We start from the raw sequence: 25,843 nt of genomic DNA, 5'->3' as shown, positions 1-25,843 counted from the left end.
CTACAAGGGGTCTTTATGGCTCATAGGTTGATGCACATGACCACGAACACGACCACGACAACGAACACGACAGCGAATCCCATCGATTCGGCTCTCGCCGCGGCCCTCGCGGAGCGGACCCGCCTCGACTTCGCGAAGGCCGCCCCGAAGGTCTTCCGCGCCCTCGTCGGCTTCGACGCCGCCGCCCGCGAGGGCCTCGACCCGTCCCTCGTCGAGTTGATCCAGATCCGCGCCTCGCATCTGAACCACTGCGCGTACTGCCTCCACATGCACACGAACGACGCCCGCAAGGCGGGCGAGAGCGAGGACCGGTTGCACATGGTCGCCGTCTGGCGCGAGGCCCGTCACTTCTTCACAGAGAAGGAACAGGCGGCCCTCGCCCTGACGGAGGCGGTGACCCTGGTGGCCGACCGCGGCGTCCCCGACGATGTCTACGCCCGGGCCGCGACCCACTTCGACGAGGAGGAACTGGCCCACGTCCTGGCCGTGATCTTCACGATCAACACGTGGAACAGGGCGGCCCTGTCGACGGCGAAGGTCGCGGGGACGGACGAGCGACGCTAGTCGCCTTGCGTTTTCCTGCCGTCGGCCTACACGGTCATCGGGCGGTCGTACGGCCCGATCGGCGCCGGCAGCCGTGAACTGCCGGTCAGGTGACGGTCGACGGCCGCCGCCACCGCCCGTCCCTCCGCGATCGCCCACACGATCAGCGACTGCCCGCGCGAGGCGTCCCCGGCGGCGAACACACCCGGGACGTTCGTGGCGAAGTCGGCGTCCCGGGCGATCGTGCCGCGGGGCTCCAGTTCCAGCCCCAGCTGGTCGACGAGCCCGTCTTCCCGGTCCGGCCCGGAGAAGCCGAGCGCCAGCAGCACGAGGTCGGCGGGAAGGGCGCGCCCGGTGCCCGCCACCGGTCGCCGCCGCGCGTCCACCTCGACCAGGTGCAGCGACCGCACATGCCCGTCGGCGTCCCCGGTGAAGCGAAGCGTGGACGCCGCGAACAGGCGCGCGTCCGCGTCCGCCGCCGGCGCCGTCCGCAGGTCACGGGCCTCTTCGTGCGCGGCCGACAGCCGGTAGATCTTCGGGTACGTCGGCCAGGGCTCCGCGTCCTCGTCGCGGTCCGCGCCCGGCTGGACGTAGATGTCCAACTGGGTCACGGACGCGGCGCCCTCCCGCACCGCCGTACCCAGACAGTCGGCCCCCGTGTCCCCGCCGCCGACGATGACGACGTGCTTCCCGGCGGCGGACATCGGCGAGACTTCCAGATCCCCTTCGCACACCCGGTTGGCCAGCGGGAGATACTCCATCGCCTGCTGGATGCCCGCCAACTCCCGTCCTGGTACATCCAGCTCACGCCACGCCGTCGCCCCGGTGGCGATCACGACGGCGTCGTAGCGCGCCCGCAGCTCGGCGGCCCCGATGTCCCGCCCGACCGCGGTGGACGTACGGAACTTCGTGCCCTCCGCCCGCATCTGCTCGATCCGCCGCTCCAGATGGTGCTTCTCCATCTTGAACTCGGGGATGCCGTACCGCATCAGACCGCCGAGCCGGTCGTCCTTCTCGTACACGGCGACCGTGTGCCCCGCCCGGGTCAACTGCTGTGCCGCGGCGAGCCCGGTGGGCCCCGACCCGATCACCGCGACCGTGCGCCCGGACAGCCGGTCCGGCGGGCGCGGCGGCGCGAAGCCTTCCTCCCAGGCCTTGTCGGCGATGGCGCACTCGACGTTCTTGATGGTGACGGCCGGCTGGTTGATGGCGAGCACGCAGCCCGCCTCGCACGGCGCCGGGCACAAGCGGCCCGTGAACTCGGGGAAGTTGTTCGTGGCGTGCAGCCGGTCCGCCGCGGCCCGCCAGTCCTCGCGCGAGACCAGGTCGTTCCACTCGGGGATCAGATTGCCCAGCGGACAGGCCTCGTGGCAGAACGGGATGCCGCAGTCCATGCAGCGATCTGCCTGCTTGTTGATGATGGGCAGCAGCGCCCCGGGGACGTAGACCTCGTTCCAGTCCCGGACCCGTTCCTCGACGGGCCTGCGCGGCCAGTCCTGGCGAGGCGTGGTCATGAATCCCTTGGGATCGGCCATGGCCGTCTTCCTTGCGTACGCGTGTGGCAGGCCGTGCGTCATCGGGCGGCACATTCCTCCCGCCACGATACGTCCCCTCGGTCACGTGCGCAGAGGGGGTCGACAGCGCTTTCTGAGAGGTCCCGGCCCGCTCAGGTGAGGGCCAGCACATACGCCACCGCCGCGGCGGCCGAGGCGACCGTGCGGACATGGTTCCAGAACGTCCACTCGCGAAGGTACGTCGGCCAGTACGCGGCGGCCTCCGGGGTGCCCGGGTCCAGCCGGGCCAGCGCCTCGTTGCGCGGCACGTTCGCCGCCATGGTCAGCCCGAACACGCCGAACAGGTACAGCCCGCTGCCCACCAGCAACTCCACCGTCCCCTCGTCCGGCCACAGCACGAACGTCACCACGGCGATCACCGCGCACAGCACCGCCGACCCGATGAACACCAGCATGAACGCCGGCTGCAACGCGGCGACGTTGATCGCGTTCATCGCGGCGACGCCCTGCGCGGGCGGCAACGCGGCGAGCCCGCGCATCACGAAGGTCGAGAACCCGCAGAAGACCCCGGCCACCAGCCCGGTCCCGAGCACACCCAGCACCGTCAGGACGAAGTACGGTCCCTCGATCATGCCGACACCAACTCCCGCATCAAGCCGAGCCCACGCTCGGCACCACCCGTTACCACCCATTACCATCCGTTACCACCAGTGAATCCCCAGACGAGCGCACCGACCATGCCCGAGCCGCGCGACGCCATACGCGAGCGTCCAGGCCGGGCGGGGCGGCGGTGCGCGCGGAAGACCGGGGGTGTGTGACTCCCCTTCCGCCCCCGCCCTCAGCCGACCTCCGCCTCCACCCCCGACGCCCGCCATCCCTTCAGCACCGCCTCCACGGTTCCCGTAATCCGCCGCCGTGCCTCATGCCTTGCCACCCCGCTCATCAGCAACTGGTCGTACGGCGTGTCCACATGCCGTACGGACGCCACGACCGCCGAGGTCACCGCGCCCTCCGACAAGGCCCGCCCCGCCGCACTCCGCCCCACCCGCCCGCTGCCCCGCACGGAGGCATGCGCGGCGATCTCCCGCGCCCGGTCCACCGGGCATCCGGGGAACAGCCGCCGTATCTCCGCCGCGAACGCGTCCGCGAACCGCACGTCCCGCTCCGCCCGCCGTCGCGCGTCCCGGGCCCGGCGCCGTCGTCGTGCCTCCGCGTCGGCCAGACACCGCGCCTCGGCCCGGGCGAGCCCGGCCTCCTCGACGAGGACGCCCTGCCGCTCGTACCGCCCCTTGCGCCGGTTGAACCGCACGACCACCGCCGACAGCGCGCTCTCCTCCCGTGACCGCCGGGTCAGTGCCACGTCCCCGCGCGGCAGGAACACCAGGTGCCCCAGATCGGCACAATCGAGGCACCGCGGCGCGCCGTCCTCGACGACGAGCAACGACAACGGCCCGCCGCGGCACTCCGCGCAGTGCCGTCTCCGCAACGGCTGGACGACGAGAAGTCCGGTGCGGAGCGGCGGAGTTGCGAGGAAGGTCATACGGGGTTCCTTCCCGCAGGTGACAGGGACCCACGCCGGGTCCGGACGATCGCGGCCATCACCGCCGGCACGGCCCGTCCGGCGCCGAAGACGACGATCCCGTCCGTGCCAAGAGCGGCAGGAGCGGAACGCATCCTCACCCGACCCTGACGCATCATGGGCCGTGTGCGACTCGAAGCGATCACCTGGGACCGGCTCGGCGACCTGTTGGCCGAGCGCCTGCTCGACCTGAAGCCGGCCGACGGCAGTCCCTGGCCGCGTATCGCCTTCGACGGCGCCCCGGCCGGCCTCCCGGGCGACCTCGCCGAGCGCGTCTCCGCGGCGCTGCGCGTACGCGGCCGACCTTCGCTGGTCGTCGGCACACACGGCTTCCTGCGCCCCGCCTCGCTCCGCCTGGAGTACGGTCACCAGGACGTGGAGGCCTATTACAACGGCTGGTTCGACACCGGCTCCCTCTGGCGCGAGGTCTTCGGCCCCCTCGAACCCGGCGGCGACGGGCGGGTCCTGCCCGACCTGTGGGACCCGGTCACCGACCGCGCCACCCGTAGCCCCTACGTCCAACTCCCGCCCGGCGGTTTCCTGTTGCTGCACGGCCCCCTCCTGCTGCATCACTGGTTCCCCTTCGACCTGACCGCCCACGTCCTCCTCTCCCCGGGCGCCCTGCGCCGCCGCACCCCCGAGGCCGAGCAGTGGACACTCCCCGCCTTCGAGCGCTACGAGAACGAGACCGACCCGGCCGGCACGGCGGACGTCCTGGTCCGCGCCGACGACCCGCGGCATCCGGCCTGGAGCGGCTGATGCGGCCGCCCGCGGGTGCGTGCGCCGCGTGGCACGGCGAGAATGTAGGGCGCCGGGACTTGCGGTGCCGACCGCGCCGCGCCGGCCGTCCGGCACCGGGAGGTACTCCATGACCACCGCCGGAGACATCATGCACCGTGGTGCCCAGTGGATCCCCGCCCACGAAACCCTTGACCGCGCCGCCCAGCTGATGCGCGAGCTCGGCGTCGGGGCCCTGCCCATCAGCGACGAGAACGAACGGCTCTGCGGCATCCTCACCGACCGCGACATCGTCATCGGCTGTGTGGCCATGGGCCACGACCCGGCCAAGGTCACGGCGGGCGAGATGGCCCAGGGCACCCCGCGCTGGATCGATGCGAACGCCGATGTCGGCGAGGTGCTCCACGAGATGCAGGAGCATCAGATCCGCCGGCTCCCGGTCATCGAGAACAAGCGCCTGGTCGGCATGATCAGCGAGTCCGACCTGGCCAGGCACCTACCGGAGGACCAGATCGGGACCTGGGCCGAGAGCGTCTACGCCAGGTCCTCCAGCAGCCACTGACCCTGACTCGGTCAGAGCCAGCCGATGCGCCGGAAGCCGCGGTACAGCGCCAGACAGGTGACGGATATCAGGCCCAGGACCATGCCGTAGCCGTACCGCCAGTGCAGCTCCGGCATGTGGTCGAAGTTCATGCCGTACAGCCCGCAGACCATCGTCGGAACGGCGATGATGGCGGCGCACGCCGTGATCTTCCGCATGTCCTCGTTCTGCGCGACCGTCACCTGCGCGAGGTGCGCCTGGAGGATCGAGTTGAGCAGTTCGTCGAAGGCGGCTATCTGCTCCTTGGCGCGCAGCAGGTGGTCGGAGACGTCGCGGAAATAGGCCTGTATCTCCGGATCGACGACCCGGATCGGCCGAGTGGCGAGTTCCTCGAGCGGGCGGCTGAGCGGCATCACGGCCCGCTTCAGCTCCAGGAGCTCGCGCTTGAGCTGGTAGATGCGTCCCGCGTCGACCCGAGCGCCGGTCTCCGCGAACACCGCCGTCTCGACCTGGTCGATGTCCTCCTGCACGGAGTCGATGACGTTCAGATAGTCGTCGACCACATGGTCCGCGATCGCGTGCAGCACCGCGGCCGGGCCCTTGGCGAGTTGCTGGGGGGCGGACTCCAGTTCCTCGCGCAACGGGCCCAGTGATCCATGCCGTCCGTGGCGTACCGTGATCACGAAGTAGTGTCCGACGAAGACCATGATCTCGCCGGTGTTGACCACCTCGCTCGTCGCCGTGAGTTCCTCGTGTTCGACATAGCAGACCGTCTTGAACACGGCGAACAGCGTCTCGTCGTAGTGCTCCAACTTGGGGCGCTGGTGGGCCTCGACCGCGTCCTCGGCCGCCAGCGGGTGCAGGTCGAAGAGCTCGGCGATACCCGCGAACTCCTGGTCCGTCGGCTCATGGAGACCGAGCCAGACGAAGCCGTCACGGCTCTTGCGCACCCGTTCCACGGCATCGACCAGGTCGCTGCCGGCGGGGCCCCGGACGCCGTCGCGGTACGTCACGCAGTTCACCACCGAGGAGCCCAGTGGGGAGCGGGCCGGGTGGCTCAGGTCGACACGGGGGCGCCGCCGGGCCAGTCGCGCCACCTTGCGGAGGCCGCCGACCCTGCCGAGGCTCGTGACCTTTCGCAGGTTTCCTGCCATGGACATCGGCATCTCCCCTTGCACGGATCTCCTTGCGACGCGTTCCCGCGCCCTGGCGAGCCAGTTTGCCAGGTCGGAGTAAGCGGCGGGTGAGCCTGTGGGAACAGGATGTTCCGCTTGGTTCCCGGCTGTGGACCCAGGGATGCACGTGCGCCGAGGTGCGAGGAACCAGGTGTTCCGAGCGGTGAACGGGCCCGTTTTCGCTGCGCGGCGACATCGCCGTCTCGTCGTGTCCGGGTGGCGTGTCCGAAGTATCGTGTCCGAGCGCCGCCCGTTCTTGACAAGCAGGGCAACTGGGGTGATCACGGCATGACGCGAACCGACGGGTATCTCCTCGACAACCGGCAGACCGAGGCGGGCGAGCGCTTCGATGCCTTCGCCACCCTCTTCGACCCCACGACCTTCCGGCACCTCGAAGCCTTCGGCGTCGCACCGGGCTGGCACTGCTGGGAGGTCGGCGCGGGCGGCACCTCCGTGGTGTCCTGGCTGGCCAAGAAGGTCGGCCCGACCGGACGTGTCGTCGCGACCGACATCGACACCTCGCGGGTCGCCGCGGTCGCCCGTCCGCCGGTCGAGGTGCGTGTCCACGACGTCGGGGCCCAGGAGCCGCCGGGGGAGGGGTTCGACCTGGTCCACGCCCGGCTCGTCCTCGTCCATGTCCCGGACCGGGAACGGGCGTTGCGGTCGATGGTCGAGGCCCTGCGGCCCGGCGGGCGGATCCTCGTCGAGGACGCCGATCCCGCATTGCAGCCCCTGATCTGCCCCGACGAGCACGGCCCGGAGCAGCAGCTCGCCAACCGGCTGCGGCAGGGCTTCCGCCAACTGCTGGCCGACCGCGGCGCCGACCTCGCCTACGGCCGCAGGCTTCCGCGGCTGCTGCGCGAGGCCGGCCTGCGCCAGGTGGAGGCCGACGCGTACTTCCCCGTCACCTCGCCCGCCTGCGCCGCCCTGGAGTCCGCCACGATCCGCCAGCTCCGGGACCAACTCGTCGCCGCGGGCCTCGCCACGGACCAGGACATCGACCGACACCTCGCGAACGTCACCTCCGGCGGCCTGGACCTGGCGACGGCCCCGATGATCTCGGCGTGGGGGCGCAAAGCATAGAAGGGGTACGGCCGTTGATGCGCCGCCGGTGTGACCGGCAGGCTCCCTGCCGTCGGACAGGTGGACGGCCCGGCCTTGCCTGCGGCGCGTTGCCGACGGCCGGTGTGCGTCCCGCCGTATCCACGCCTCGTTGCCGTCGAACACCGCCGGCGGCCGACCGGGCTCCCCGTAAGCCCTACCGGTCAACCACGCCCCGGCGGTCTGCCTCCCACCCGCTCCACCGCCAAGGCCCCCGCCCCGCAGCCCTCCGCCGCCGCGTCCTCGGGCCCGGCGCCGGTGAGCAGCGCGGCGAGGAAGGCGCCCGTGAAGGCGTCGCCGGCCCCGGTGGTGTCCCGGGGCGTCGCCGGTACGGCGGGGACGCGGGCGCAGACCGCACCGGAACGGGCCACCAGCGCACCGTCCGCCCCCTGCTTGGCGACCACCAGCGGCACATGGCGGCTCAGCTTGGCCGCCGCGTCCGCCGCATCGGGCAACCCCGTGAGCAGACACGCCTCGTCCCGGCTGGGCAGCAGGACGTCCACGCCTTCGACGAGCGCCAGGAACCGGTCGACACCCAGCTCCACCAGGAAACCGGCGGACGCCGGATCCAGGCTCACCGGCACCCCACGCGCGCGTGCCGCCTCCAGGGCCACCGCCACCAGCGCACGGCTCGGTTCGGAGAACAGCAGGTAACCAGACAGATGCAGTCGTACGACCCCGTCCAGCAACGCGTCCGACCAGTCGTCGGGCGAGAGCCGCAACGACGCGCCGCTGTCGGTGAGGAACGTCCGCTCGGCGGCGGCATCTCCGTCGACGAGGCAGATCACCATCCCGGTCGGCACCTGCGGATCGACGACGAGCCGGGGCCGTACACCACAGGCGACCAGCTCCCGCTCGTGCCACGCCGCCGCGTCCGCGCCCACCCTGCCGAGCAGCCGCACCTCCGCATGGCCTGCGTGGGCGGCCCAGCAGGCCACGTTCGCGCCCGCGCCTCCCGGCAGCGTCCGGATCGTCGCGGCCGTGTCCGTGCCCGCGGCGAGCGGCCCCCGGTGCCGGGCGACGACGTCGGTGACGACATCCCCTACCACCAGCAGCGCGCCGTCCGGACAGGCTCGGGTTCGCCGGTGATCCGCAGCAGCGGCCGGATCGCGCCCGGGCCGCCCCGCTGTCACGTCCCGGCCCAGGCCGCCGCGATCCGCCCCGCCAGCCGCACGTTGCCGCGCACCGCCGCCAGATTGGCGCTCAGCGAGGCCCCGTCGGTGTGCCGCACCAGGTAGTCGAGCAGGAAGGGCGTGACCGCCTGACCGGTGACCCCCTCCTCCTCGCACGCGTGCAGCGCGTCGGCGAGCACACGCGCGTGCAGCTCGGGATCCAGCTGCTCCTCCTCGGGCACGGGGTTGGCGACGATCAGCGCCGACTCGGGCCCGCCGAGTGCGTCCTGGGCTCTCATCACGTCCGCCACCCGCTGCGGGGAGTCCAGCGTCCAGTCCACGGGATGCCCCGAATCGGACAGATAGAAGCCGGGGAACCGGTCCGTGCCGTACCCGGCCACCGCGACGCCCAGCGTCTCCAGCCGCTGCAGAGTGGCCGGCACGTCCAGGATCGACTTCACCCCCGCGCACACCACCGTGATGCGCGTGCGGGCCAGCAGGCCCAGGTCGGCCGACTCGTCCTGCGTCACCGTCCACTCCCGGTGCACCCCGCCGAGCCCGCCCGTCGCGAACACCCGTACGCCCGCCAGGGCAGCCAGCAGCGCGGTCGCCGACACCGTGGTCGCCCCGCTCGCCCCGGAGGCCACCGCGAGCGGCAGATCGCGATGACCCAGCTTGCGGATTCCGTCCTCGTTCGCGACCCGCTCCAACTGCTCCTTGTCCAGGCCGACGTGGGGCCGCCCGTCCAGCACGGCGATCGTCGCGGGGACGGCACCCTCCCGCCGTACGACGTCCTCCAGCTCCAGCGCCACCCGCAGATTGCGCGGGCGCGGCAGCCCGTGCGCGATGATCGTGGACTCCAGGGCCACCACGGGTTGACGCGCGTCGATCGCCTCCCGGACTTCTTCGGACACCACCAGCACCACGTGCCTGCCTCCTGTCGGTCGGTCTTCCCTCATCTCTGGCGGGCGGCGCGCCCGGTCAAACACTTGCGACCTGTGGGGGACGACACCAGCCTGGGCTGCATGAAGGACAACACGACAAGCCTCGATCACATCGTCCTCTGGGTACGCGACCCGATCGCCGCCGCCGGCTTCTACGAGGACACCGTCGGCCTGGAGCCGGTCAGGCTCGCCGAATTCACCGCGGGAGAGGCGCCGTTTCCATCCGTACGCGTCAACGACGAGGCCATCGTGGACCTCATGCCGCTGACCATGGCGGAGCGCATGAAGATGCTCCCCGGTGCGGCGGACAGCTCCGGACACCCGGTCAACCACGTGTGTCTCGCCCTGCCGCAGGACGCCTTCGACGCGCTGCGCGCCCGACTGGAGGAACGCGCCGTCCCCGTGTCGGACGTCTCGCACGGCTCCTTCGGCGCCCGCGGAAAGGCCACTCGCAGCTTCTACTTCCGCGACCCGGACGGCAACGTCTTCGAGGCGCGCCACTACGGCTAGTGCCGCGACAGGCAACGTTCGCCCCGTCGCGACGCCCGGCACGCTCCCCCACTGCCTTAAAGGCGTGGGAGGTGCCCCCACTCGCCGCACCGGACGCCGCTCCTTGAAGGGCGAACGTTGCCTGTCGCGGCACTAGCGGGCAGGGGGCCAGGCGCCTGGCCCCCCTCGCAAGACCGACCGGGCCCGTCCCAGTCACCGGCGAGTGCTAGAACAGCGGCTCGGGCAGCACCCCCTCCAGGGCGAGCAGCTTCCGCTTGGTCTCCAGGCCGCCCCCGAAGCCACCGATGCCGCCGTCGCTCTCGACGACCCGGTGGCAGGGCACGACGACCGGCAGCGGATTGGAGCCCATGGCCATGCCCACCGCCTGAGCCGCGCCCGGCTGGCCGACCCGCCCGGCCAGATCGCCGTACCCGACGACCGTGCCGAACGGCACGCCCGCCGACAGCTCGCGCAGCACCTGCCGGTTGAAGCCCGAGATCAGCGACCAGTCCAGGGGCAGCTCGAAGCCGTGCCGCTCACCCGCGAAGTACGCCTTCACCTGGCGTATCGCCTCCGCCAGCAGCGGGGAGTCGGGTGCCTCGACGGGCTCGCCGCCCAGCCTGGACCCCAGGCGGTCGAGCGCCTTGTCGCGGACCGCGTCCGTGGCGTGGAACACGACGTTGACCAGGCCCTCACGGGTCGCGGCCAGCAGCAGCGGACCGATGTCTGTGGTGACGACGGCCCACACGACCTGCTGCTCGTTCTGCCCATGGCTGTTCATGCGACCCACCGTACGACCCGCCACTGACAGTGCCAGGGGAGCCGCGGGCACCGAAGCGCGCGGGCTCCCCGGACGGGCGGGCTCAGAGCTCGGGCAACGCGTCGCGCACCACGTCCGGCGCGTTCGTGATGATGCCGTCGACGCCGTACCCGGCGACCAGCCGGGCGGTGTCCGCGGTGTTGACGGTCCAGGTGAAGACCTCCAGCGGCCTGCCGTGGGGGCCGGTGAAGGCGTGTACGGCGGAGACGTACTCCTTCGAGAGGGAGCCGTACGACGGGTTGATCTGGTCGGTGAAGGTCGCGTACGTGGGCAGGTCCGCCACGGGCGGCGTACCGAGGAAGCCGGTCTTCACACTTGGCTTCAGTTCGTGAACGCTCCGCACGGTGTCCGCGTTGAAGCTCTGCACGATCAGCCGGCCCGCGAGGTGGCGCCGGTCCAGCCAGCCCTCGTTGCTGAGGAGCTTGAGGGTCTCTCGCTCGATGCCGGGGTACAGCTCCGGGTTCTTGATCTCCAGGAGCAGCTTCTGGTGGTGGTGCTCCACGCGCCGCACGTACTGCTCGAGCGTCGGCACGCGCGCGTCCGCGTACGCGGGACCGAACCAGCTCCCCGCGTCGAGGCGCGCGATCTCGGCGGCGGTGAAGTCCCGCACCTTCCAGGGCGCCCGGTCGGGGAAGACCTCCTCGACGTCGGTGGTGCGCTGCAGGTTGTCGTCGTGGAGGACGACGAGCTCGCCGTCCTTGGTGCGCTGGACGTCGTTCTCGACCCAGTCGATTCCCAGCTCGGCCGCCTTGTCGATGGCGGCGAGGGTGTTCTCGGGCGCATAGGCGGAGGCACCCCTGTGGGCGATGACCGTGGGCCGCTCATTCTCGTCGGCGCGGACGTCGGGCGTGGGAAGCAGAAAGGCAGTGGTCCCCAGGAGCGCGGTGGTCGTGGCGGCGGCAACTGCGCGCGCGTGCATGCGTACTCCTCGCGTCGAGCAATCGGGAAATCACAGACAGCTCAACTGTGACAGCAGAGGGTCAACGGCAGAGGGGTGCAGGATGACCACAAGTTGAATGGAGTTGCCCCAAGTCCGCTCACTGGTACCGCACAACTGCGGCAAGGGCGTGTTTCTTTGCCGGAAAGTCGTTCGACCATTCCGGTGGGGGCCATACTCTCTGCGTCAACCCTGACCGCTCGGGCGGTCCTGGGAAGGGGTGCACATCAGGGAATTCCGGGACGGACGAGGGCGGAAGGACAACCGCGCATGCAGGGCACGGTCGACGGATTCAGCTACGGACTCGTCACACCGCTGGTGGCCTACCTCATGGCCTGCCTGGGCGGCGCCCTCGGCCTGCGCTGCACCACCAGATCCATGCTCGTCAGCAACTCCTGGCGACCCGGCTGGCTGGCCCTGGGCGCGACCGCGATCGGCTCCGGCATATGGACCATGCACTTCATCGCGATGATGGGCTTCACGGTCGAGCAGTCGCCGATCCACTACGACAGGGCGACCACATTCGCGAGCCTGGGCGTGGCCGTCGTCATGGTGGGCATCGGGATCTTCATCGTCGGCTACAAGGGCGCCACCGGAGCACCCCTGATGACCGGAGGTGCCATCACCGGCCTGGGTATCGCATCGATGCACTACCTGGGCATGGCCGGCATGCGACTCAACGGAAATCTGGAATACGACACGCTCACCGTCGCCGCCTCCGTCGTCATAGCCGTCGTCGCCGCCACCACCGCCCTGTGGGCGGCCGGACAGATCCGAGGGTTCCTGTGGAGCGTGGGCGCGAGCCTCGTCATGGGGCTCGCCGTCAGCGGCATGCACTACACGGGCATGGCGGCCCTCAAGGTCCACCTCCACGGCACGGCGGCCCCCACCGCGGGCGATTCGCCCGCGTCCTTGCTGGCGCCCCTGATGATCGGCCCGCTCGCCTTCCTGCTTCTCGCGGCCGTGGTCGTGATGTTCGATCCGCTCATGGTCATGGGGAAGCCCGTCCGGACACCCGTCGAGAACAAGCCGGGTGTGCCCGCGCGCGAACTGGTCACTCACCCTCCCGCCCGCCGCCCCTCGCTCCGCACCCGCCGGCCCCTGGGCCACCGCGACTCCCGTACCCCGCAGAACCGCTGATCCGCCGAGGGCACCCGGGACCGCCCGGCCCTTCCGCCGCGTAAAACCGCTGTTCGGGCCGCGTTGTCAGTGGGGGGTCGTACCGTGGATGACATGCGGCCCGTTTCCCAGATCGAACGCACGGTGGCGCCCTTCGAGGTCGTCAGCCCGTACCAGCCCAGCGGCGACCAGCCGACCGCCATCGCCGACCTCGCCCGGCGCATCGAGGCCGGTGAGAAGGACGTCGTCCTGCTCGGCGCGACCGGCACCGGCAAGTCCGCCACCACCGCGTGGATGATCGAGAAGCTCCAGCGCCCCACGCTCGTGATGGCGCCGAACAAGACCCTTGCCGCCCAGCTGGCGAACGAGTTCCGCGAGCTGCTGCCGAACAACGCGGTCGAGTACTTCGTCTCGTACTACGACTACTACCAGCCCGAGGCGTACGTCCCGCAGTCGGACACCTACATCGAGAAGGACTCCTCGATCAACGAGGAGGTCGAGCGGCTGCGCCACTCCGCGACCAACTCGCTGCTCACCCGCCGCGACGTCGTGGTGGTCGCCTCGGTCTCCTGCATCTACGGCCTCGGTACGCCGCAGGAGTACGTGGACCGGATGGTCCCCCTCAGGGTCGGTGACGAGATCGACCGCGACGATCTGCTGCGCCGCTTCGTGGACATCCAGTACACCCGCAACGACCTGGCCTTCTCCCGCGGCACCTTCCGCGTCCGCGGTGACACCATCGAGATCTTCCCGGTCTACGAGGAGCTCGCCGTCCGCATCGAGATGTTCGGCGACGAGATCGAGGCCCTGTCAACCCTCCACCCGCTCACCGGCGAGATCATCAGCGACGACCAGCAGCTGTACGTCTTCCCGGCCTCCCACTACGTGGCGGGTCCCGAGCGCCTGGAGCGGGCCGTCAACGACATCGAGAAGGAACTCGGGGAGCGCTTGGCCGAGCTGGAGAAGCAGGGCAAGCTCCTGGAGGCGCAGCGCCTCAGGATGCGCACGACGTACGACCTCGAGATGCTCCGCCAGATCGGCAGCTGCTCCGGCGTGGAGAACTACTCGATGCACTTCGACGGCCGCTCGCCCGGATCCCCGCCCAACACCCTGCTCGACTACTTCCCGGACGACTTCCTGCTCGTCATCGACGAGTCGCACGTCACCGTCCCGCAGATCGGCGCCATGTACGAGGGCGACGCCTCCCGCAAGCGCACGCTCGTCGACCACGGCTTCCGCCTGCCCTCCGCCCTCGACAACCGCCCCCTGAAGTGGGAGGAGTTCCAGGAGCGCATCGGGCAGACCGTCTACCTGTCGGCGACCCCCGGCAAGTACGAGCTCTCCCGCGGGAACGGCGTCGTCGAGCAGATCATCCGGCCCACCGGCCTCGTCGACCCCGAAGTCGTCGTCAAGCCCACCGAGGGCCAGATCGACGACCTGGTGCACGAGATCCGGGGGCGCACCGAGAAGGACGAGCGCGTCCTGGTCACCACGCTCACCAAGAAGATGGCCGAGGACCTCACCGACTACTTCCTGGAGCTGGGCATCCAGGTGCGCTACCTGCACAGCGACGTCGACACCCTGCGCCGCGTGGAGCTGCTGCGCGAACTGCGCTCCGGCGAGTTCGACGTCCTGGTCGGCATCAACCTCCTCCGCGAGGGCCTCGACCTGCCCGAGGTGTCCCTGGTGGCGATCCTGGACGCCGACAAGGAGGGATTCCTGCGCTCGGGCACCTCCCTGATCCAGACCATCGGCCGTGCGGCGCGCAACGTCTCCGGACAGGTCCACATGTACGCCGACAAGATCACCCCGGCGATGGAGAAGGCCATCGAGGAGACCAACCGCCGCCGGGAGAAGCAGGTCGCGTACAACAAGGAGAGGGGCCTCGACCCGCAGCCGCTGCGCAAGAAGATCAACGACATCGTCGCGCAGATCGCCCGCGAGGACATCGACACCGAGCAGCTGCTCGGCTCCGGCTACCGCAAGGCGAAGGACGGCAAGGGTGCCAAGGCCCCCGTGCCCGCCCTCAGCGGCAAGGCGGCGGGGAGCGCCAAGGCCGGCAAGGGCAAGGCCAAGGAGACGGTTCCCACCGACCGCCCGGCCGCGGAGCTCGCGGAGCAGATCGAGGAGATGACTGCACGCATGCGCGCCGCCGCCGCCGACCTCCAGTTCGAGATCGCGGCCCGGCTGCGCGACGAGGTCTCCGAGATGAAGAAGGAACTGCGCCAGATGAAGGAGGCCGGCCTGGCCTGACAGCCCGCACGGGCGCCGGATCCGGCCCGGACCGGCGCCCTCCGCAGCGACCCCGCGAATCGCCGCGTACGCGCTGTGTTGCAAGACCGACACAAAGTGCGGACGGGGGTACGGCACTGTCAGTGGCCCTGCGTAGGGTTCAAGGCATCCGCGGATCCCGCGGCAACAGGGGAAAACGAGAGGGGACCAGCCCGTGGTGGACGTATCCAAGGGCGGCGCGCCCGGCGGTGGCGTCAATCTGACCAAGGGTCAGGCCATCAGCCTGCAGAAGAAGGACGGCGGCAGTCTGACGGCCGTGCGCATGGGTCTCGGCTGGCAGGCGGCTCCCCGGCGTGGCCTGTTCGGCACGCGCACCCGGGAGATCGACCTCGACGCCTCCGCCGTCCTGTTCGCGGACAAGCAGCCGGTCGACGTCGTGTTCTTCCGTCACCTGGTGAGTGACGACGGCTCGGTTCGCCACACCGGCGACAACCTCGTCGGTGGTGTCGGCCAGGGCGGCGACGACGAGGCGATCCTCGTCGACCTGTCGCGCGTGCCGGTCCACATCGACCAGATCGTCTTCACCGTGAACTCCTTCACGGGACAGACCTTCCAGGAGGTGCAGAACGCGTTCTGCCGGCTGGTCGACGAGACCAACGGCCAGGAACTCGCCCGCTACACGCTCGCGGGCGGCGGCGCCTACACGGCCCAGATCATGGCCAAGGTGCACCGCACGGGCCCGGGCTGGACGATGACGGCCCTCGGCACCCCGGCCAACGGCCGCACCTTCCAGGACCTGATGCCGGCGATCCTGCCGCACCTGTAGGCCGGCACGGCGGGCGGCCCACGACACGACACAACGACACGGGGGGCGAAGGGCGATGACGGCCGAGCTGGTGCGGGGGCAGAACCACTCGCTCTCCCAGGCCCGTCTCGAGATCCGGATCTCGGCCGGCACGCCGGTCGTGGCCGGAGCCACGCTCGGCGACGAGCGGGGCACTGTGCACGGCGTCGAGTGGGTGGCGCACCCGGGCACCCCCACCCTGCCGGGGCTGGAGGTCTCCCGGCAGGCGGCCGCCGACCATCGCCTCGCGGTCGACCTCGACGCCATGCCAGAGGCCGTGCACCGGATCAGTGTGCTGCTCGCCCTGCCCGCGGGGGGTGGGGGAGGACCGCTGCGCTTCGGTGCCGTCGCCGCCCCGTTCGTCGCGGTCACCGGGCTCGACGGCACGGAGGTCGCCAGCTACACGATCACCGGCCTGGACGCCGAGTCGGCCGTCGTCGCCATGGAGCTGTACCGCCGCCAGGGCGCCTGGAAGGTGCGCGCCGTCGGCCAGGGTTATGCGGGCGGCCTCGCCGAACTCCTCACCGACCAGGGCCTGCCCCAGGCCCATCAGCTCGCGAGCGGTATCCACGAGGCGGTGGCGCAGGGCCTGGCCCGTTCGGTCCCGGCACCCCCGCCGCGTACGGCGGACGGCGACCGTTCCCGACAGGCGGCCGCACCGGCACTCGGCCCCGACCAAGGCGGCCCCACGGCCCAGGGCGCCTCCGATGCCGTACCGACGCAGCCGATGTCCCCGTACGGGACCCAGGCTCCCGGTGCACCGCCGCAGCCCACGTCTCCGTACGGCACACAGGCCGGCCCGGCGCCGGGTGCACCGCCGCAGCCCACGGCCCCCTACGACGCGCAGGGAGCTCCGGCGGCCAGTGCGGCGGGCACACCTCAGCCCGCGCCCACGGACCCCGCCGCAGTCACCCAGCCGTCCCTGCCGACCACCGGCGGCCCGATCGACTACAGCCACCCGCGTCGGCAGAACGCGGCCCCGCCGCCCCCGCCGACGGCGCCCCCGGCCCAGCCAGGGCAGCCCGCGCGGCCGGTCGCGGGTGACGCGACCGGCTGGTCCATGGACGAGCGGCTCTACAACCAGGTGTGGGGCATGTTCGAGGACCTGGCGCGCACCATGGCCGCGTATCGCAGCGCCGTCGACTTCGCCGACTCGCGCATGGAGAAGGAACTCGACCTGATTCTGTCCGACCCGCGCAGCCGGATCGGCGGACAGGGCGACGCCGCGCGCGAGGCGGCACGCGCCAAGTACACCCACCTCGTCGACCAGGCCCGTGAGGTCCTCGACCGGGACCTCACCCAGCTCACCGCCGAATCCGAGGTCGTCGAGCCCGCGCTGCCGCCCGCCTACGCGGGCTGGGACAGCCCCGTGTGGCACGGCTACCGCGTGCCCATGGAGAACCCCATGGCGCTGCGCCTGGGCGACCTCCATCTGCCCGAGTGCCCCCAGCTGCGGATACCGCTGCTGGTGCGCCTGCCGTTGGAACGCGGGCTGTGGATCGACAGTGGACGTGCCGGATCGCTGGACGGCTCGTTCACCGACGCCCACGACCTGCGGCGGCTCTCGATGGAGACGGCGGTGGCGCACGCGGCCCGGCTGCTCGCCGTCCATCCGGCGGGCGAATTCACCGTGCACGTCATCGACCCCGCCGGTTCGGGAGGGCAGGCGCTCGTACCGCTGGTGCGGACCGGCGTCCTCGCCGCCCCGCCCGCGCTCGGAGCGGGCGGGGTGACGGACACCCTCGGCCGCCTCACCGAGCGCGTCGACCTGGTGCAGATGGCGGTGCGCGCCGGCGCGGCCGACTCGCTCCCGCCCGGCCTCGACACTTCCGAGCAGCTGCTCATCGTCAACGACTTCCCGCACGGCTTCGACGACCGCGCCGTGAACCAACTGCGCTACCTGGCGGACGAGGGGCCGGCCGTCGGCGTCCACCTGATGATGGTCGCGGACCGCGAGGAGGCGGCCGGCTACGGCCCGTTGCTCGACCCGCTGTGGCGTTCGCTCATGCGACTGACCCCCGTGCCCGACGACCACCTCGCCGACCCCTGGGTGGGGCATGCCTGGACATATGAGCCGTCGCTCGTGCCGACCGGCAGCCAGGTGCTCCAGCACGTGCTCACCGCTGTCGCAGTGGCCCGCACCAAGCGCACGTAAAGTGGCCTGACCAGGGAGCTTGACCTCTATTTTGCCAACGGCTTTACCTTTCCTTGGTGATTGGGGTACCGTCTTTCTCACGGAGGGGAGTACTCCCTGTCGACTGCGGCGTACCCGTCAATACGGATCAGGCCAGATCCCGGGGCGTCGGCCCATCTTGGGTGGAAGAGACCTCCGGTAGCGACGACGCTGACATTTGCCGTTACGACTGCCGGAGGCGCAGTGGATGTTTCCCTGACCCTGTGGGTCCTGACGATCGTGGGCCTTGCCGCCCTGATCGCGGTCGACTTCTTCATCGGCCGCAAGCCGCACGACGTATCGATCAAGGAAGCCGGAATCTGGACGGTCGTCTGGATCGTCCTGGCCGCACTCTTCGGGCTCGGCCTGCTCGTCTTCGGCGGCGGGCAGCCCGCCGGCGAGTTCTTCGCGGGCTTCATCACCGAGAAGTCGCTGAGTGTCGACAATCTCTTCGTCTTCGTCCTGATCATGGCGAAGTTCGCGGTTCCCTCGCAGTACCAGCAGCGGGTGCTCCTCGTCGGCGTCCTCATAGCCCTGGTCCTGCGGGCCATCTTCATCGCGGCCGGCGCGGCGATCCTCGCCAGCTTCTCGTGGGTGTTCTACCTCTTCGGCGCCTTCCTGATCTGGACCGCCTGGAAGCTCATCCAGGAGGCCCGGGCCGACCAGGAGGACGAGGAGTACGAGGAGAACAAGCTGCTCAAGGCCGCCGAGCGCCGCTTCGGTGTCGCCGACCGCTACCACGGCACCAAGCTGTGGATCCAGCAGAACGGCAAGCGGGTCATGACCCCGATGCTGGTCGTGATGCTCGCGATCGGCACCACCGACGTCCTCTTCGCGCTCGACTCGATCCCCGCGATCTTCGGCCTGACCCAGGACCCGTACATCGTCTTCACGGCCAACGCGTTCGCGCTGATGGGCCTCAGGCAGCTGTACTTCCTGATCGGCGGACTGCTCAAGAAGCTGGTCCACCTCAGCTACGGCCTGTCGATCATCCTCGGCTTCATCGGCGTCAAGCTGGTCCTGCACGCACTGCACGAGTCCGGGGTCCATGTCCCGGAGATCAGCATCCCGGTCTCCCTGGGCGTGATCTGCGCGGTTCTGATCGTCACCACGATCACCAGCCTCAGGGCGTCCAAGAAGCAGGCGACGGCCGAGGCGGCGCAGGCCGAAGGCACTCCGAAGGACAGCATCGAGGCCTGACCACCTCGGACATAGGAACAACATAGGAACGACATGGGGTCAACCACCCCCCGACAGGGGGGTGGTTGCCTGTACGCCCTCCACGACGATCACTTCCTGAGCCGACGATCAATCCATAGCCGGCTCCGGCGCCACCACCGCCACCGGCCGCGTCTCCGGAAGCAGCGCGAAACACGCCAGGCTGAGCAGCGCGACCCCGGTCAGATACGCCCCCACGCCCCACGGCACCCGACCGCCCTGCTCGACGAGAGCCGTCGCAACGATCGGCGTGAGCGCGCCCCCGAGCACCCCGCCGAGGTTGTAGCCGACCGCGGCGCCCGTGCAACGCACCCGCGGCTCGTACAGCTCCGGCAGATACGCGGCGATGACCGCGAACATCGTGATGAACGCCAGCATCGCCCCCAGGAAGCCGAGGAACATCAGCAGCGGCTTCCCCGTCGCGAGGAGCGCGACCATCGGGAACATCCATACGGCGGCCGCCGCACACCCGGTCAGACACAGGGGCCGCCGCCCCCAGCGGTCGCCGAACAGCGCCGCCACGGGCGTCAGCAGGCCTTTCACCAGTACGGCGGCCATGATGCAGGTCAGCATGACGGTACGGCTCACCCCGAGCCGCTCCGTCGCGTACGCGAGGGACCAGGTCGTCACGGCGTAGAAGATCGCGTACCCGACCGAGAGCGCCCCGGCCGTCAGCAGCACGAGCCGCCAGTGCTCGCGCACGACTTCGGCGAGCGGCACGCGCGCGTGGTCGTCGATTTCGAGAAAACGGGGGCTCTCCGTGAGCGACGACCGCAGCCACAGTCCGACCACGGCCAGCACCCCCGCCGCCCAGAACGGCACTCGCCATCCCCACTGCGTGAACTGCGCCTCGGACAGCGTCGCCGCCAGCCCCAGCACCACACCGTTGGCAAGCAGAAAGCCCAGCGCGGGCCCCACCTGCGGGAAGCTCGACCACAACCCGCGCCGCTCGGCGGGCGCGTGCTCCACGGCCAGCAGCACGGCCCCGCCCCACTCCCCGCCGAGCCCCAGCCCCTGCAGGAAACGCAGCACCAGCAGCAGCACGGGAGCGGCCACGCCGATCGTCTCGTACGTCGGCACGCAGCCCACCGCGACCGTGGAGGCGCCGGTCAGCAGCAGCGAGGCGACCAGGACCGGTCGGCGCCCGTGCCGGTCCCCGATGTGCCCGAACAGCACCGACCCCAGCGGCCGCGCGACGAAGCCCACGCCGAACGTCCCGAAGGCGGCCAGTGTCCCCGCCACCGGGGAGAACGTCGGGAAGAACAGCGGCCCGAGGACCAGCGCCGCGGCTGTCCCGTAGACGAAGAAGTCGTAGAACTCGATGGCCGTCCCGGCGAGCGAGGCGGCCGCGAGCCGCAGCATGGAGGGGGCCCTTACGGTGCGTACGTCGTGCATGCCGCGTCAACTACCCACAGTGATCGTGGGTTACGGGGGCGCGCGGGGTCGCGGCCCGCGTCAGTACGCGACCTTGATGCGCCGGGCCGGGCCGTCGACGCGCACGGTGCCGCCGTAGGGGATGACCAGTTGAGGGTCGGTGTGCCCGTAGTCCACGTCGAAGACGATCGTGGTGTCCGGGGCGTAGGCCCGCATGGCGCGCAGCACGGCCTCGCGCTGCTCGGCGGCGTAACGGGCGCCCCCCTCCGGGCTGTTGGGGTGCTCGAAGGGCCAGGTCTTCGGGCGGTCGTCGGCGCGCTCCCGCGGGGTCGTGCCCATCTTGCGGGTCGTCGGGTACTCGACCGGGATGAGGCCGTAGTCGTCGTGCAGTCGCTCCAGGCCCAGTTCGAAGGGGCGCGGGAACAGCTCGGGCAGGCCGGCACCGGGCGAGATGACCGCTATACGGTCGGCGGGCGACGGCTTCGGCGGGTACGAGATCGTCGTCATCCGAGGAGGGTGCGGGCCGTCACCGCGGCGGCGCACCGTGATAAACCGGGTCCGAGCAGCCCGCCGTCACCGGACCGGAGGAACCGTGCCCCGCACCCTGGCCAACGCCCCGATCATGATCCTCAACGGACCCAACCTGAACCTGCTCGGTCAGCGGCAGCCTGAGATCTACGGCTCCGACACCCTCGCCGACGTCGAGGCCCTGTGCGCCAAGGCGGCGGCCGCGCACGGCGGCACGGTGGACTTCCGTCAGTCCAACCACGAGGGCGAGCTGGTCGACTGGATCCACGAGGCGCGGCTGAACCACTGCGGGATCGTCATCAACCCGGGTGCCTACTCGCACACGTCCGTCGCGATTCTGGACGCACTCAACACCTGCGACGGACTGCCGGTGTTGGAGGTCCACATCTCCAACATCCACCAGCGCGAGTCGTTCCGGCACCATTCGTACGTCTCGCTGCGCGCCGAGGGCGTCATCGCGGGGTGCGGCGTGCAGGGGTACGTGTTCGGCGTCGAGCGAGTCGCGGCGCTGGTGCGGGCGGGCCAGGCCGAGGCGTAAGTCCCGCTGTCCAGGCGGACGCCCCTTACAGCCGCCCCGCCTCCACGATCCGCCGCAGGAAGCGCCGCGTGCGTTCCTGCTGCGGGTCGCCGAAGATCTGCTCGGCCGTACCGCGCTCCAGCACCACCCCTCCGTCCAGAAAACAAACCTGGTCGGCGACATCGCGGGCGAAGCCCATCTCGTGCGTCGCCAGCACCATGGTCATACCGTCCTCCTTCAGGTCACGAACGACGGTGAGGACCTCGCCCACGAGCTCGGGGTCGAGGGCGGCGGTGATCTCGTCGAGCAGCAGCAGCCGGGGACGTACGGCCAGGGCGCGGACGATCGCCGCCCGCTGCTGCTGGCCGCCGCTCAGCCGGTCCGGGTACTCGCCCGCCTTCTCGCCCAGCCCGAGCCGCTCCAGGAGCTCACGCGCGCGTGCCTCGGCGTCCGCACGGGACACGCCGTGCACCCGGCGCGGGGCCAGGGTGATGTTCTCCAGGACCGTCATGTGCGGAAAGAGGTTGTACGCCTGGAAGACCACGCCGATACGGCGGCGTACCGCGTCCTGGTCGACACGCGGGTCGGTGATCTCCTCGTCGTCCAGCCAGATCGCGCCGTCGTCGATCTCCTCCAGGAGGTTCGCACAGCGAAGCAGGGTGGACTTGCCGGAGCCGGAGGCGCCGATCAGCGCGGTCACCGTGTGCGGGGCGACCGCCAGATCGACGTCGCGCAGCACCACCGAGCCGCCGAAGGTCTTGCGGACGGACTCCATCCGCAGCACGGGTGTGTCGCTCACAGTGCTCCTCCCTGGGCCCGCTGACGGTCCATCCGGGCCGTCACCCAGTCGGTGAACCGGGTCATCGGGATGGTCAGGGCCACGAAGACCAGGCCCGCGACGATGTACGGCGTGTAGTTGAGGCTGCGGCCCACGATGATGTCGGCGGCCCGTACGGCGTCGATCGCGCCGCCGATCGACACGAGCCCGGTGTCCTTCTGGAGGGACACCAGGTCGTTCAGCAGAGGCGGCACCTGGCGGCGCACGGCCTGCGGCAGGACGACGTACCGCAACGCCTGCCGGTTGTTCAGACCGAGCGAGCGGGCCGCGGCGCGCTGCGAGGGGTGCACGGACTCGATGCCGGCGCGGAACACCTCGGCGACGTACGCCGAGTAGGTCAGCGTCAGCGCCGTACCGCCCAGCAGCACCGGGTCGACGGTCACGCCCTGCAGCCGTAGCGCGGGGACACCGAGGACCACGATCATCAGATTGATGATCAGCGGCAGGCCCCGGAAAAAGTCGGTGTACGCGGCGGCCAGCACCCGCAACGGGAAGAACACCGGGCCGCGCAGGGTGCGGGCGACGGCGATGAGCATCCCGAGGACCAGCACGGCGGCGCCGCAGATCAGCAGCAGCCGGACGTTGAGCCAGAGCCCTTCGAGAACCTTGGGGAGCGCCTCGCGCGCGTAGCCCCAGTCGAAGAACGTCTCCTTGGTGCGCGGCCACCCGGGCGCGTTGACGACGACCACATAGAGGACGACGCCCGTGACCAGGGTCGACAGCGCGGCGATCGCCGTGGCACGACGGGAGCGGGCGCGCTTATGGGCTTCCCGTTCGATCCGCCGCTGCGACGGGACGTATCCGTCGCCCCCGCCGGTCATGCCACCGTTGTCGTCCGCGCCCTCCTGGCCGGACTCCTCCTTCGTGACCGTCACTTGAGCACCGGGGCGTCGACGGCGTCGGACAGCCACTGCTGCTCCAGCTTCGCCAGCGTGCCGTCCTCGCGCAGCGCGTCCACGGCGTCCGTCACGCACGAGGTGAGTGCGCTGCCCTTGTCGAGGACGAGCCCGAACTGCTCCGGCGTGCCGCCCTGGTTCTCGAACTGCCCCACGATCTTCGCATCCGTCACCTCGGCCGAGGTGATGTAGAAGGCGGTCGGCAGGTCCACGACGATGGCGTCGACCTGGCCGTTCTGCAGCGCCGACTTGGCCTGGTCGTTCTTGGCGTACGCGGCGGCCTGCTGCTTCGGCCGCACCACGTCGTTGATGTAGTTCAGGCTCGTGGTGCCGACCTGGGCGCCCAGCTTGACGTCCTTCAGGTCCGCGATGCTCTTCGCCTTCGCGGCCTTGGAGTCCTTCAGCGCGATGACGGCCTGGCGCACGTCGTAGTAGCCGGAGGAGAAGTCCACGGCCTTCTTGCGCTCGTCGCTGATGGACACCTGGTTGATGTCGAAGTCGAACGTCTTCTCGCCGGGCGCGAAGGCCTTGTTGAAGGGGACGCTCTGCCAGACGACGGCGCTCTTGTCGTAGCCGAGCTGCTTCGCCACGGCGTACGCGACCGCCGACTCGAAGCCCTCACCGTTCGCGGGCTTGTCGTCCTTGAACCACGGCTCGTACGCGGGCTCGTCGGTGGCGACGGTCAGCTTGCCGGAGGTCTTCGTGCCCAACTTGCCCTTGGCGCAGGTGGTCCCGGCCGATCCCGAAGGCGAGTCGGCCGCCTTCTCCTCCGGCTGCGGGGCACAGCCGACGGCGGTGGCGAGCAGGGCGATGGTCGCGGCGGCGACGGTGCGGCGCAGCGCGCGCGGGGCAGGATGCATGGCGGGAGATTGACAGCCTGCTAGCCCGTTTGTCCAGGTCACACCGGGAATTGTCCGGATAGTGGGAACGGGTGTTGCATTCTTGTGAACACTTCCCGTACGCGTCGCCGGGGCCGCCGGCCGAGGGCGGGGATCGGGAGACCGGCGGCCCATACCGCGCAGGAGCCGTCATCCTGTGCGGGGCTGCTTCCAGTTGACTGCGCAACCATGTGCGGGGGGAGCGTGCGCGGCACACCGGCGTGTGTGAACGATTCACACGGGGCGCGTGGGCGGCGCTGACGCGGGGCGTGCACTCAGCACGCGCGCGCCCGCATGCCGATGCTCACCACCCGCGCGCGTGCCACTCCGGCAGATGCGGTCGCTCCGCGCCGAGTGTGGTGTCGTTGCCGTGCCCCGGGTAGACCCAGGTCTCGTCCGGTAGCACGTCGAAGATCTTCGTCTCGACGTCGCGGATCAGGCTGGCGAAGGCCTTCGGGTCCTTGCGGGTGTTGCCCACGCCGCCCGGGAAGAGGCAGTCGCCGGTGAACACATGGGGGTGCCCGTGCGGGTCGTCGTAGACGAGGGCGATCGAGCCCGGCGTGTGCCCGACCAGATGGCGCGCGGTGAGTTCCACGCGCCCCACGTGGATGGTGTCGCCGTCGTCGACGAGGACGTCGGTCGGCACCGGGATGCCCTCGGCGTCGTCCCGTCCCGCGTAGGTGCGGGCGCCGGTGGCCGCGACGACCTCGGCGAGCGCCTGCCAGTGATCGCCGTGCTGGTGCGTGGTGACCACCGACGCGATTCCGTCGTCGCCGATCGTGCCCAGCAGGGTGTCGGCGTCGTTGGCCGCGTCGATCAGCAACTGCTCGTCGGTGGCCCGGCAGCGCAGCAGATAGGCGTTGTTGTTCATCGGGCCGACCGCGATCTTCGTGATCATCAGGTCCTTGAGCTCGTGCACGTCGGCAGGGCCGCCGACCGTCACCTGGCCGCTGTACGTCATGGCCGCCAGCCTATAGCGGGGGAGCGGCCCGGAGACGTCACGGTGCTACAGCGGAGGGAGTGCGGGCAGGGCGCCGCCACGCACCGTCAGCCCGGAGCCGTCACGGCGTCCGGCGAGCCAGCCGAGCAGCTCGGGTCCGGTGCCCGTGACGGTGACCTCGGGTGTGCTCGCCTCGCGGCCCGTGCCCCACGCGCGCATGCCGTCCGTGAGGTGGGTGGCCACCACGTCGGGGTGGCCGCTGAAGCGCTCGGTCAGGAAGTCGATCTCCCGCTCCACGAAATCGGCGGGAAGATCCTCCAGCTCGTACCCGATCCCGAGATCCACATGATGGAGCTCCACCTCGGCCCACCGCCGGAACGGCACCCGGGACGCCGAGTCGGTGACCCCGCCCCGCAGCTCCACCGTGCGCGACCAGTCCGCCGGCGCGGCCCCGGCCTCCTGGAAGCGCGCCGCGCTGTCCCGCAGGTCGGCGAGCTGGACGTCGAGGGGGCGCGGGGCGTCCCGCTCGATGTCGGCGTCCCGGGCCTCGGCTGAGGCGTACATCGGACGCCCCTCCAGGACGTTCACGAGGGCGTCGGCGTTCCGGGCGAGGTGGGCCATGACATGGCCGCGGGTCCAGCCCGGCAGCCGTGACGGCACGGACACGGACGCGTTGTCCAATTTTGCGGCTGCGGTGAGCAGCCGCTCGGTCGCATCGCGTACAGACGCCAGGTCATGAGCGTGATCAATCATGGTGCTGACCCTAGACCCGCCACACCTTTGGGTGAAGGTG

At 70.6% G+C, this 25,843-nt stretch carries 26 protein-coding genes; 11 read left to right on the top strand and 15 right to left on the bottom strand.

Annotated elements, in window-relative coordinates; all coding sequences use genetic code 11:
* Positions 1-36 precede the first annotated feature (36 nt).
* Positions 37-564: a carboxymuconolactone decarboxylase family protein gene (locus Q4V64_RS12345; protein ID WP_124443096.1), complete on the top strand. Its 528-nt coding sequence runs from the start codon at positions 37-39 to the stop codon at positions 562-564.
* Between the two features lie 26 nt (positions 565-590).
* Here the strand turns inward: Q4V64_RS12345 and Q4V64_RS12340 are convergent, their stop codons facing one another.
* The 3 genes from Q4V64_RS12340 to Q4V64_RS12330 all read right to left on the bottom strand — a co-directional run bounded on the left by Q4V64_RS12340 (position 591) and on the right by Q4V64_RS12330 (position 3,597).
* Positions 591-2,078 carry a glutamate synthase subunit beta gene (locus Q4V64_RS12340; RefSeq protein ID WP_124443097.1) on the bottom strand — a complete coding sequence of 496 codons (1,488 nt, stop codon included), beginning with the start codon at positions 2,076-2,078 and terminating at the stop codon, positions 591-593.
* Between the two features lie 131 nt (positions 2,079-2,209).
* Entirely contained in the window at positions 2,210-2,689 is a 480-nt protein-coding gene (locus Q4V64_RS12335; RefSeq protein WP_124443098.1) for an anthrone oxygenase family protein, read from the bottom strand.
* 206 nt (positions 2,690-2,895) lie between these two features.
* Positions 2,896-3,597, bottom strand: a complete 702-nt coding sequence (locus tag Q4V64_RS12330; RefSeq protein WP_124443099.1) for a DUF2293 domain-containing protein — start codon at positions 3,595-3,597, stop codon at positions 2,896-2,898.
* Positions 3,598-3,753: 156 nt separating this feature from the next.
* On the opposite strand from Q4V64_RS12330, the gene Q4V64_RS12325 reads away from it, so the two are divergent.
* Together Q4V64_RS12325 and Q4V64_RS12320 are read left to right on the top strand one after the other, a co-directional pair.
* Positions 3,754-4,395: a uridine kinase gene (locus tag Q4V64_RS12325; protein WP_172629433.1), complete on the top strand. Its 642-nt coding sequence runs from the start codon at positions 3,754-3,756 to the stop codon at positions 4,393-4,395.
* Positions 4,396-4,504: 109 nt separating this feature from the next.
* A complete protein-coding gene (locus Q4V64_RS12320; protein WP_124443101.1) occupies positions 4,505-4,936 on the top strand; it encodes a CBS domain-containing protein in 432 nt (143 codons plus the stop codon).
* 11 nt (positions 4,937-4,947) lie between these two features.
* Here Q4V64_RS12320 and corA read toward each other — a convergent pair whose 3' ends face one another.
* Positions 4,948-6,075: a magnesium/cobalt transporter CorA gene (gene corA, locus Q4V64_RS12315; RefSeq protein ID WP_124443102.1), complete on the bottom strand. Its 1,128-nt coding sequence runs from the start codon at positions 6,073-6,075 to the stop codon at positions 4,948-4,950.
* 303 nt (positions 6,076-6,378) lie between these two features.
* Here corA and Q4V64_RS12310 point away from each other — a divergent pair, with 303 nt between their 5' ends.
* On the top strand, positions 6,379-7,173 hold the full coding sequence (locus Q4V64_RS12310; protein ID WP_124443103.1) for a methyltransferase: 795 nt from the start codon (positions 6,379-6,381) through the stop codon (positions 7,171-7,173).
* Positions 7,174-7,355: 182 nt separating this feature from the next.
* Here Q4V64_RS12310 and Q4V64_RS12305 read toward each other — a convergent pair whose 3' ends face one another.
* The gene (locus Q4V64_RS12305) at positions 7,356-8,246 is read right to left on the bottom strand and encodes a sugar kinase (protein ID WP_253267254.1); all 891 of its coding nucleotides are present in this window, start codon (positions 8,244-8,246) and stop codon (positions 7,356-7,358) included.
* A gap of 74 nt (positions 8,247-8,320) precedes the next feature.
* Positions 8,321-9,229, bottom strand: coding sequence for a pseudouridine-5'-phosphate glycosidase (locus Q4V64_RS12300; RefSeq protein ID WP_124443105.1), 909 nt, complete (start codon positions 9,227-9,229; stop codon positions 8,321-8,323).
* 99 nt (positions 9,230-9,328) lie between these two features.
* Here Q4V64_RS12300 and Q4V64_RS12295 point away from each other — a divergent pair, with 99 nt between their 5' ends.
* Positions 9,329-9,757, top strand: coding sequence for a VOC family protein (locus Q4V64_RS12295; RefSeq protein WP_172629434.1), 429 nt, complete (start codon positions 9,329-9,331; stop codon positions 9,755-9,757).
* A gap of 205 nt (positions 9,758-9,962) precedes the next feature.
* Here Q4V64_RS12295 and Q4V64_RS12290 read toward each other — a convergent pair whose 3' ends face one another.
* Together Q4V64_RS12290 and Q4V64_RS12285 are read right to left on the bottom strand one after the other, a co-directional pair.
* Positions 9,963-10,517 (bottom strand): methylated-DNA--[protein]-cysteine S-methyltransferase, encoded by a 555-nt coding sequence (locus Q4V64_RS12290; protein ID WP_124443107.1) that lies wholly within the window; start codon positions 10,515-10,517, stop codon positions 9,963-9,965.
* A gap of 82 nt (positions 10,518-10,599) precedes the next feature.
* A complete protein-coding gene (locus tag Q4V64_RS12285; RefSeq protein ID WP_124443108.1) occupies positions 10,600-11,475 on the bottom strand; it encodes a glycerophosphodiester phosphodiesterase family protein in 876 nt (291 codons plus the stop codon).
* A gap of 288 nt (positions 11,476-11,763) precedes the next feature.
* Between Q4V64_RS12285 and Q4V64_RS12280 the strand changes: the two genes are divergently transcribed.
* The 5 genes from Q4V64_RS12280 (at position 11,764) to Q4V64_RS12260 (ending at position 19,061) form a co-directional block, all read left to right on the top strand.
* Positions 11,764-12,633: an MHYT domain-containing protein gene (locus Q4V64_RS12280; protein ID WP_124443109.1), complete on the top strand. Its 870-nt coding sequence runs from the start codon at positions 11,764-11,766 to the stop codon at positions 12,631-12,633.
* Between the two features lie 93 nt (positions 12,634-12,726).
* Entirely contained in the window at positions 12,727-14,865 is a 2,139-nt protein-coding gene (gene uvrB / locus Q4V64_RS12275) for an excinuclease ABC subunit UvrB (protein WP_124443110.1), read from the top strand.
* Between the two features lie 238 nt (positions 14,866-15,103).
* Positions 15,104-15,670, top strand: coding sequence for a TerD family protein (locus Q4V64_RS12270; protein WP_124443242.1), 567 nt, complete (start codon positions 15,104-15,106; stop codon positions 15,668-15,670).
* Between the two features lie 55 nt (positions 15,671-15,725).
* The gene (locus Q4V64_RS12265; RefSeq protein ID WP_124443111.1) at positions 15,726-17,843 is read left to right on the top strand and encodes a TerD family protein; all 2,118 of its coding nucleotides are present in this window, start codon (positions 15,726-15,728) and stop codon (positions 17,841-17,843) included.
* A 222-nt stretch (positions 17,844-18,065) separates the two neighbouring features.
* A complete protein-coding gene (locus Q4V64_RS12260) occupies positions 18,066-19,061 on the top strand; it encodes a TerC family protein (RefSeq protein WP_172629435.1) in 996 nt (331 codons plus the stop codon).
* Positions 19,062-19,169: 108 nt separating this feature from the next.
* Here Q4V64_RS12260 and Q4V64_RS12255 read toward each other — a convergent pair whose 3' ends face one another.
* Both Q4V64_RS12255 and Q4V64_RS12250 read right to left on the bottom strand, forming a co-directional pair.
* On the bottom strand, positions 19,170-20,441 hold the full coding sequence (locus tag Q4V64_RS12255) for an MFS transporter (RefSeq protein WP_124443244.1): 1,272 nt from the start codon (positions 20,439-20,441) through the stop codon (positions 19,170-19,172).
* A gap of 93 nt (positions 20,442-20,534) precedes the next feature.
* The gene (locus tag Q4V64_RS12250) at positions 20,535-20,960 is read right to left on the bottom strand and encodes a hypothetical protein (protein WP_124443112.1); all 426 of its coding nucleotides are present in this window, start codon (positions 20,958-20,960) and stop codon (positions 20,535-20,537) included.
* 85 nt (positions 20,961-21,045) lie between these two features.
* Here Q4V64_RS12250 and aroQ point away from each other — a divergent pair, with 85 nt between their 5' ends.
* Positions 21,046-21,519 carry a type II 3-dehydroquinate dehydratase gene (gene aroQ / locus Q4V64_RS12245; RefSeq protein WP_124443113.1) on the top strand — a complete coding sequence of 158 codons (474 nt, stop codon included), beginning with the start codon at positions 21,046-21,048 and terminating at the stop codon, positions 21,517-21,519.
* Positions 21,520-21,544: 25 nt separating this feature from the next.
* Here aroQ and Q4V64_RS12240 read toward each other — a convergent pair whose 3' ends face one another.
* The 5 genes from Q4V64_RS12240 to Q4V64_RS12220 all read right to left on the bottom strand — a co-directional run bounded on the left by Q4V64_RS12240 (position 21,545) and on the right by Q4V64_RS12220 (position 25,803).
* Complete coding sequence (locus Q4V64_RS12240) at positions 21,545-22,273, bottom strand: amino acid ABC transporter ATP-binding protein (protein ID WP_124443245.1); 729 nt, start codon at positions 22,271-22,273, stop codon at positions 21,545-21,547.
* 20 nt (positions 22,274-22,293) lie between these two features.
* Positions 22,294-23,211 (bottom strand): amino acid ABC transporter permease, encoded by a 918-nt coding sequence (locus Q4V64_RS12235; protein WP_124443114.1) that lies wholly within the window; start codon positions 23,209-23,211, stop codon positions 22,294-22,296.
* Positions 23,208-24,092: an ABC transporter substrate-binding protein gene (locus Q4V64_RS12230; RefSeq protein WP_124443115.1), complete on the bottom strand. Its 885-nt coding sequence runs from the start codon at positions 24,090-24,092 to the stop codon at positions 23,208-23,210. The genes Q4V64_RS12235 and Q4V64_RS12230 overlap by 4 nt, the downstream gene beginning before the upstream one ends.
* Positions 24,093-24,414: 322 nt before the next feature.
* Entirely contained in the window at positions 24,415-25,071 is a 657-nt protein-coding gene (locus Q4V64_RS12225) for an MBL fold metallo-hydrolase (RefSeq protein WP_124443116.1), read from the bottom strand.
* Between the two features lie 45 nt (positions 25,072-25,116).
* The gene (locus tag Q4V64_RS12220; RefSeq protein WP_124443117.1) at positions 25,117-25,803 is read right to left on the bottom strand and encodes a maleylpyruvate isomerase family mycothiol-dependent enzyme; all 687 of its coding nucleotides are present in this window, start codon (positions 25,801-25,803) and stop codon (positions 25,117-25,119) included.
* Positions 25,804-25,843 lie beyond the last annotated feature (40 nt).

Origin of the sequence: Streptomyces sp. NL15-2K (assembly GCF_030551255.1) — a bacterium.
Classification (GTDB): domain Bacteria; phylum Actinomycetota; class Actinomycetes; order Streptomycetales; family Streptomycetaceae; genus Streptomyces.
Note: the sequence above shows the minus strand (reverse complement) of the source record. Positions and strands in the feature narration are given on the sequence as shown.

Bases quoted from the DNA above. Each gene is read 5' to 3' on its own strand.
- Q4V64_RS12345 (WP_124443096.1), top strand. From the start codon at position 37: ATGACCACGAACACGACCACGACAACGAACACGACAGCGAATCCCATC.
- Q4V64_RS12340 (WP_124443097.1), bottom strand. From the start codon at position 2,078: ATGGCCGATCCCAAGGGATTCATGACCACGCCTCGCCAGGACTGGCCG.
- Q4V64_RS12335 (WP_124443098.1), bottom strand. From the start codon at position 2,689: ATGATCGAGGGACCGTACTTCGTCCTGACGGTGCTGGGTGTGCTCGGG.
- Q4V64_RS12330 (WP_124443099.1), bottom strand. From the start codon at position 3,597: ATGACCTTCCTCGCAACTCCGCCGCTCCGCACCGGACTTCTCGTCGTC.
- Q4V64_RS12325 (WP_172629433.1), top strand. From the start codon at position 3,754: ATGGGCCGTGTGCGACTCGAAGCGATCACCTGGGACCGGCTCGGCGAC.
- Q4V64_RS12320 (WP_124443101.1), top strand. From the start codon at position 4,505: ATGACCACCGCCGGAGACATCATGCACCGTGGTGCCCAGTGGATCCCC.
- corA (WP_124443102.1), bottom strand. From the start codon at position 6,075: ATGTCCATGGCAGGAAACCTGCGAAAGGTCACGAGCCTCGGCAGGGTC.
- Q4V64_RS12310 (WP_124443103.1), top strand. From the start codon at position 6,379: ATGACGCGAACCGACGGGTATCTCCTCGACAACCGGCAGACCGAGGCG.
- Q4V64_RS12295 (WP_172629434.1), top strand. From the start codon at position 9,329: ATGAAGGACAACACGACAAGCCTCGATCACATCGTCCTCTGGGTACGC.
- Q4V64_RS12290 (WP_124443107.1), bottom strand. From the start codon at position 10,517: ATGAACAGCCATGGGCAGAACGAGCAGCAGGTCGTGTGGGCCGTCGTC.
- Q4V64_RS12285 (WP_124443108.1), bottom strand. From the start codon at position 11,475: ATGCACGCGCGCGCAGTTGCCGCCGCCACGACCACCGCGCTCCTGGGG.
- Q4V64_RS12280 (WP_124443109.1), top strand. From the start codon at position 11,764: ATGCAGGGCACGGTCGACGGATTCAGCTACGGACTCGTCACACCGCTG.
- uvrB (WP_124443110.1), top strand. From the start codon at position 12,727: ATGCGGCCCGTTTCCCAGATCGAACGCACGGTGGCGCCCTTCGAGGTC.
- Q4V64_RS12265 (WP_124443111.1), top strand. From the start codon at position 15,726: ATGACGGCCGAGCTGGTGCGGGGGCAGAACCACTCGCTCTCCCAGGCC.
- Q4V64_RS12255 (WP_124443244.1), bottom strand. From the start codon at position 20,441: ATGCTGCGGCTCGCGGCCGCCTCGCTCGCCGGGACGGCCATCGAGTTC.
- Q4V64_RS12250 (WP_124443112.1), bottom strand. From the start codon at position 20,960: ATGACGACGATCTCGTACCCGCCGAAGCCGTCGCCCGCCGACCGTATA.
- Q4V64_RS12240 (WP_124443245.1), bottom strand. From the start codon at position 22,273: ATGGAGTCCGTCCGCAAGACCTTCGGCGGCTCGGTGGTGCTGCGCGAC.
- Q4V64_RS12230 (WP_124443115.1), bottom strand. From the start codon at position 24,092: ATGCATCCTGCCCCGCGCGCGCTGCGCCGCACCGTCGCCGCCGCGACC.
- Q4V64_RS12225 (WP_124443116.1), bottom strand. From the start codon at position 25,071: ATGACGTACAGCGGCCAGGTGACGGTCGGCGGCCCTGCCGACGTGCAC.
- Q4V64_RS12220 (WP_124443117.1), bottom strand. From the start codon at position 25,803: ATGATTGATCACGCTCATGACCTGGCGTCTGTACGCGATGCGACCGAG.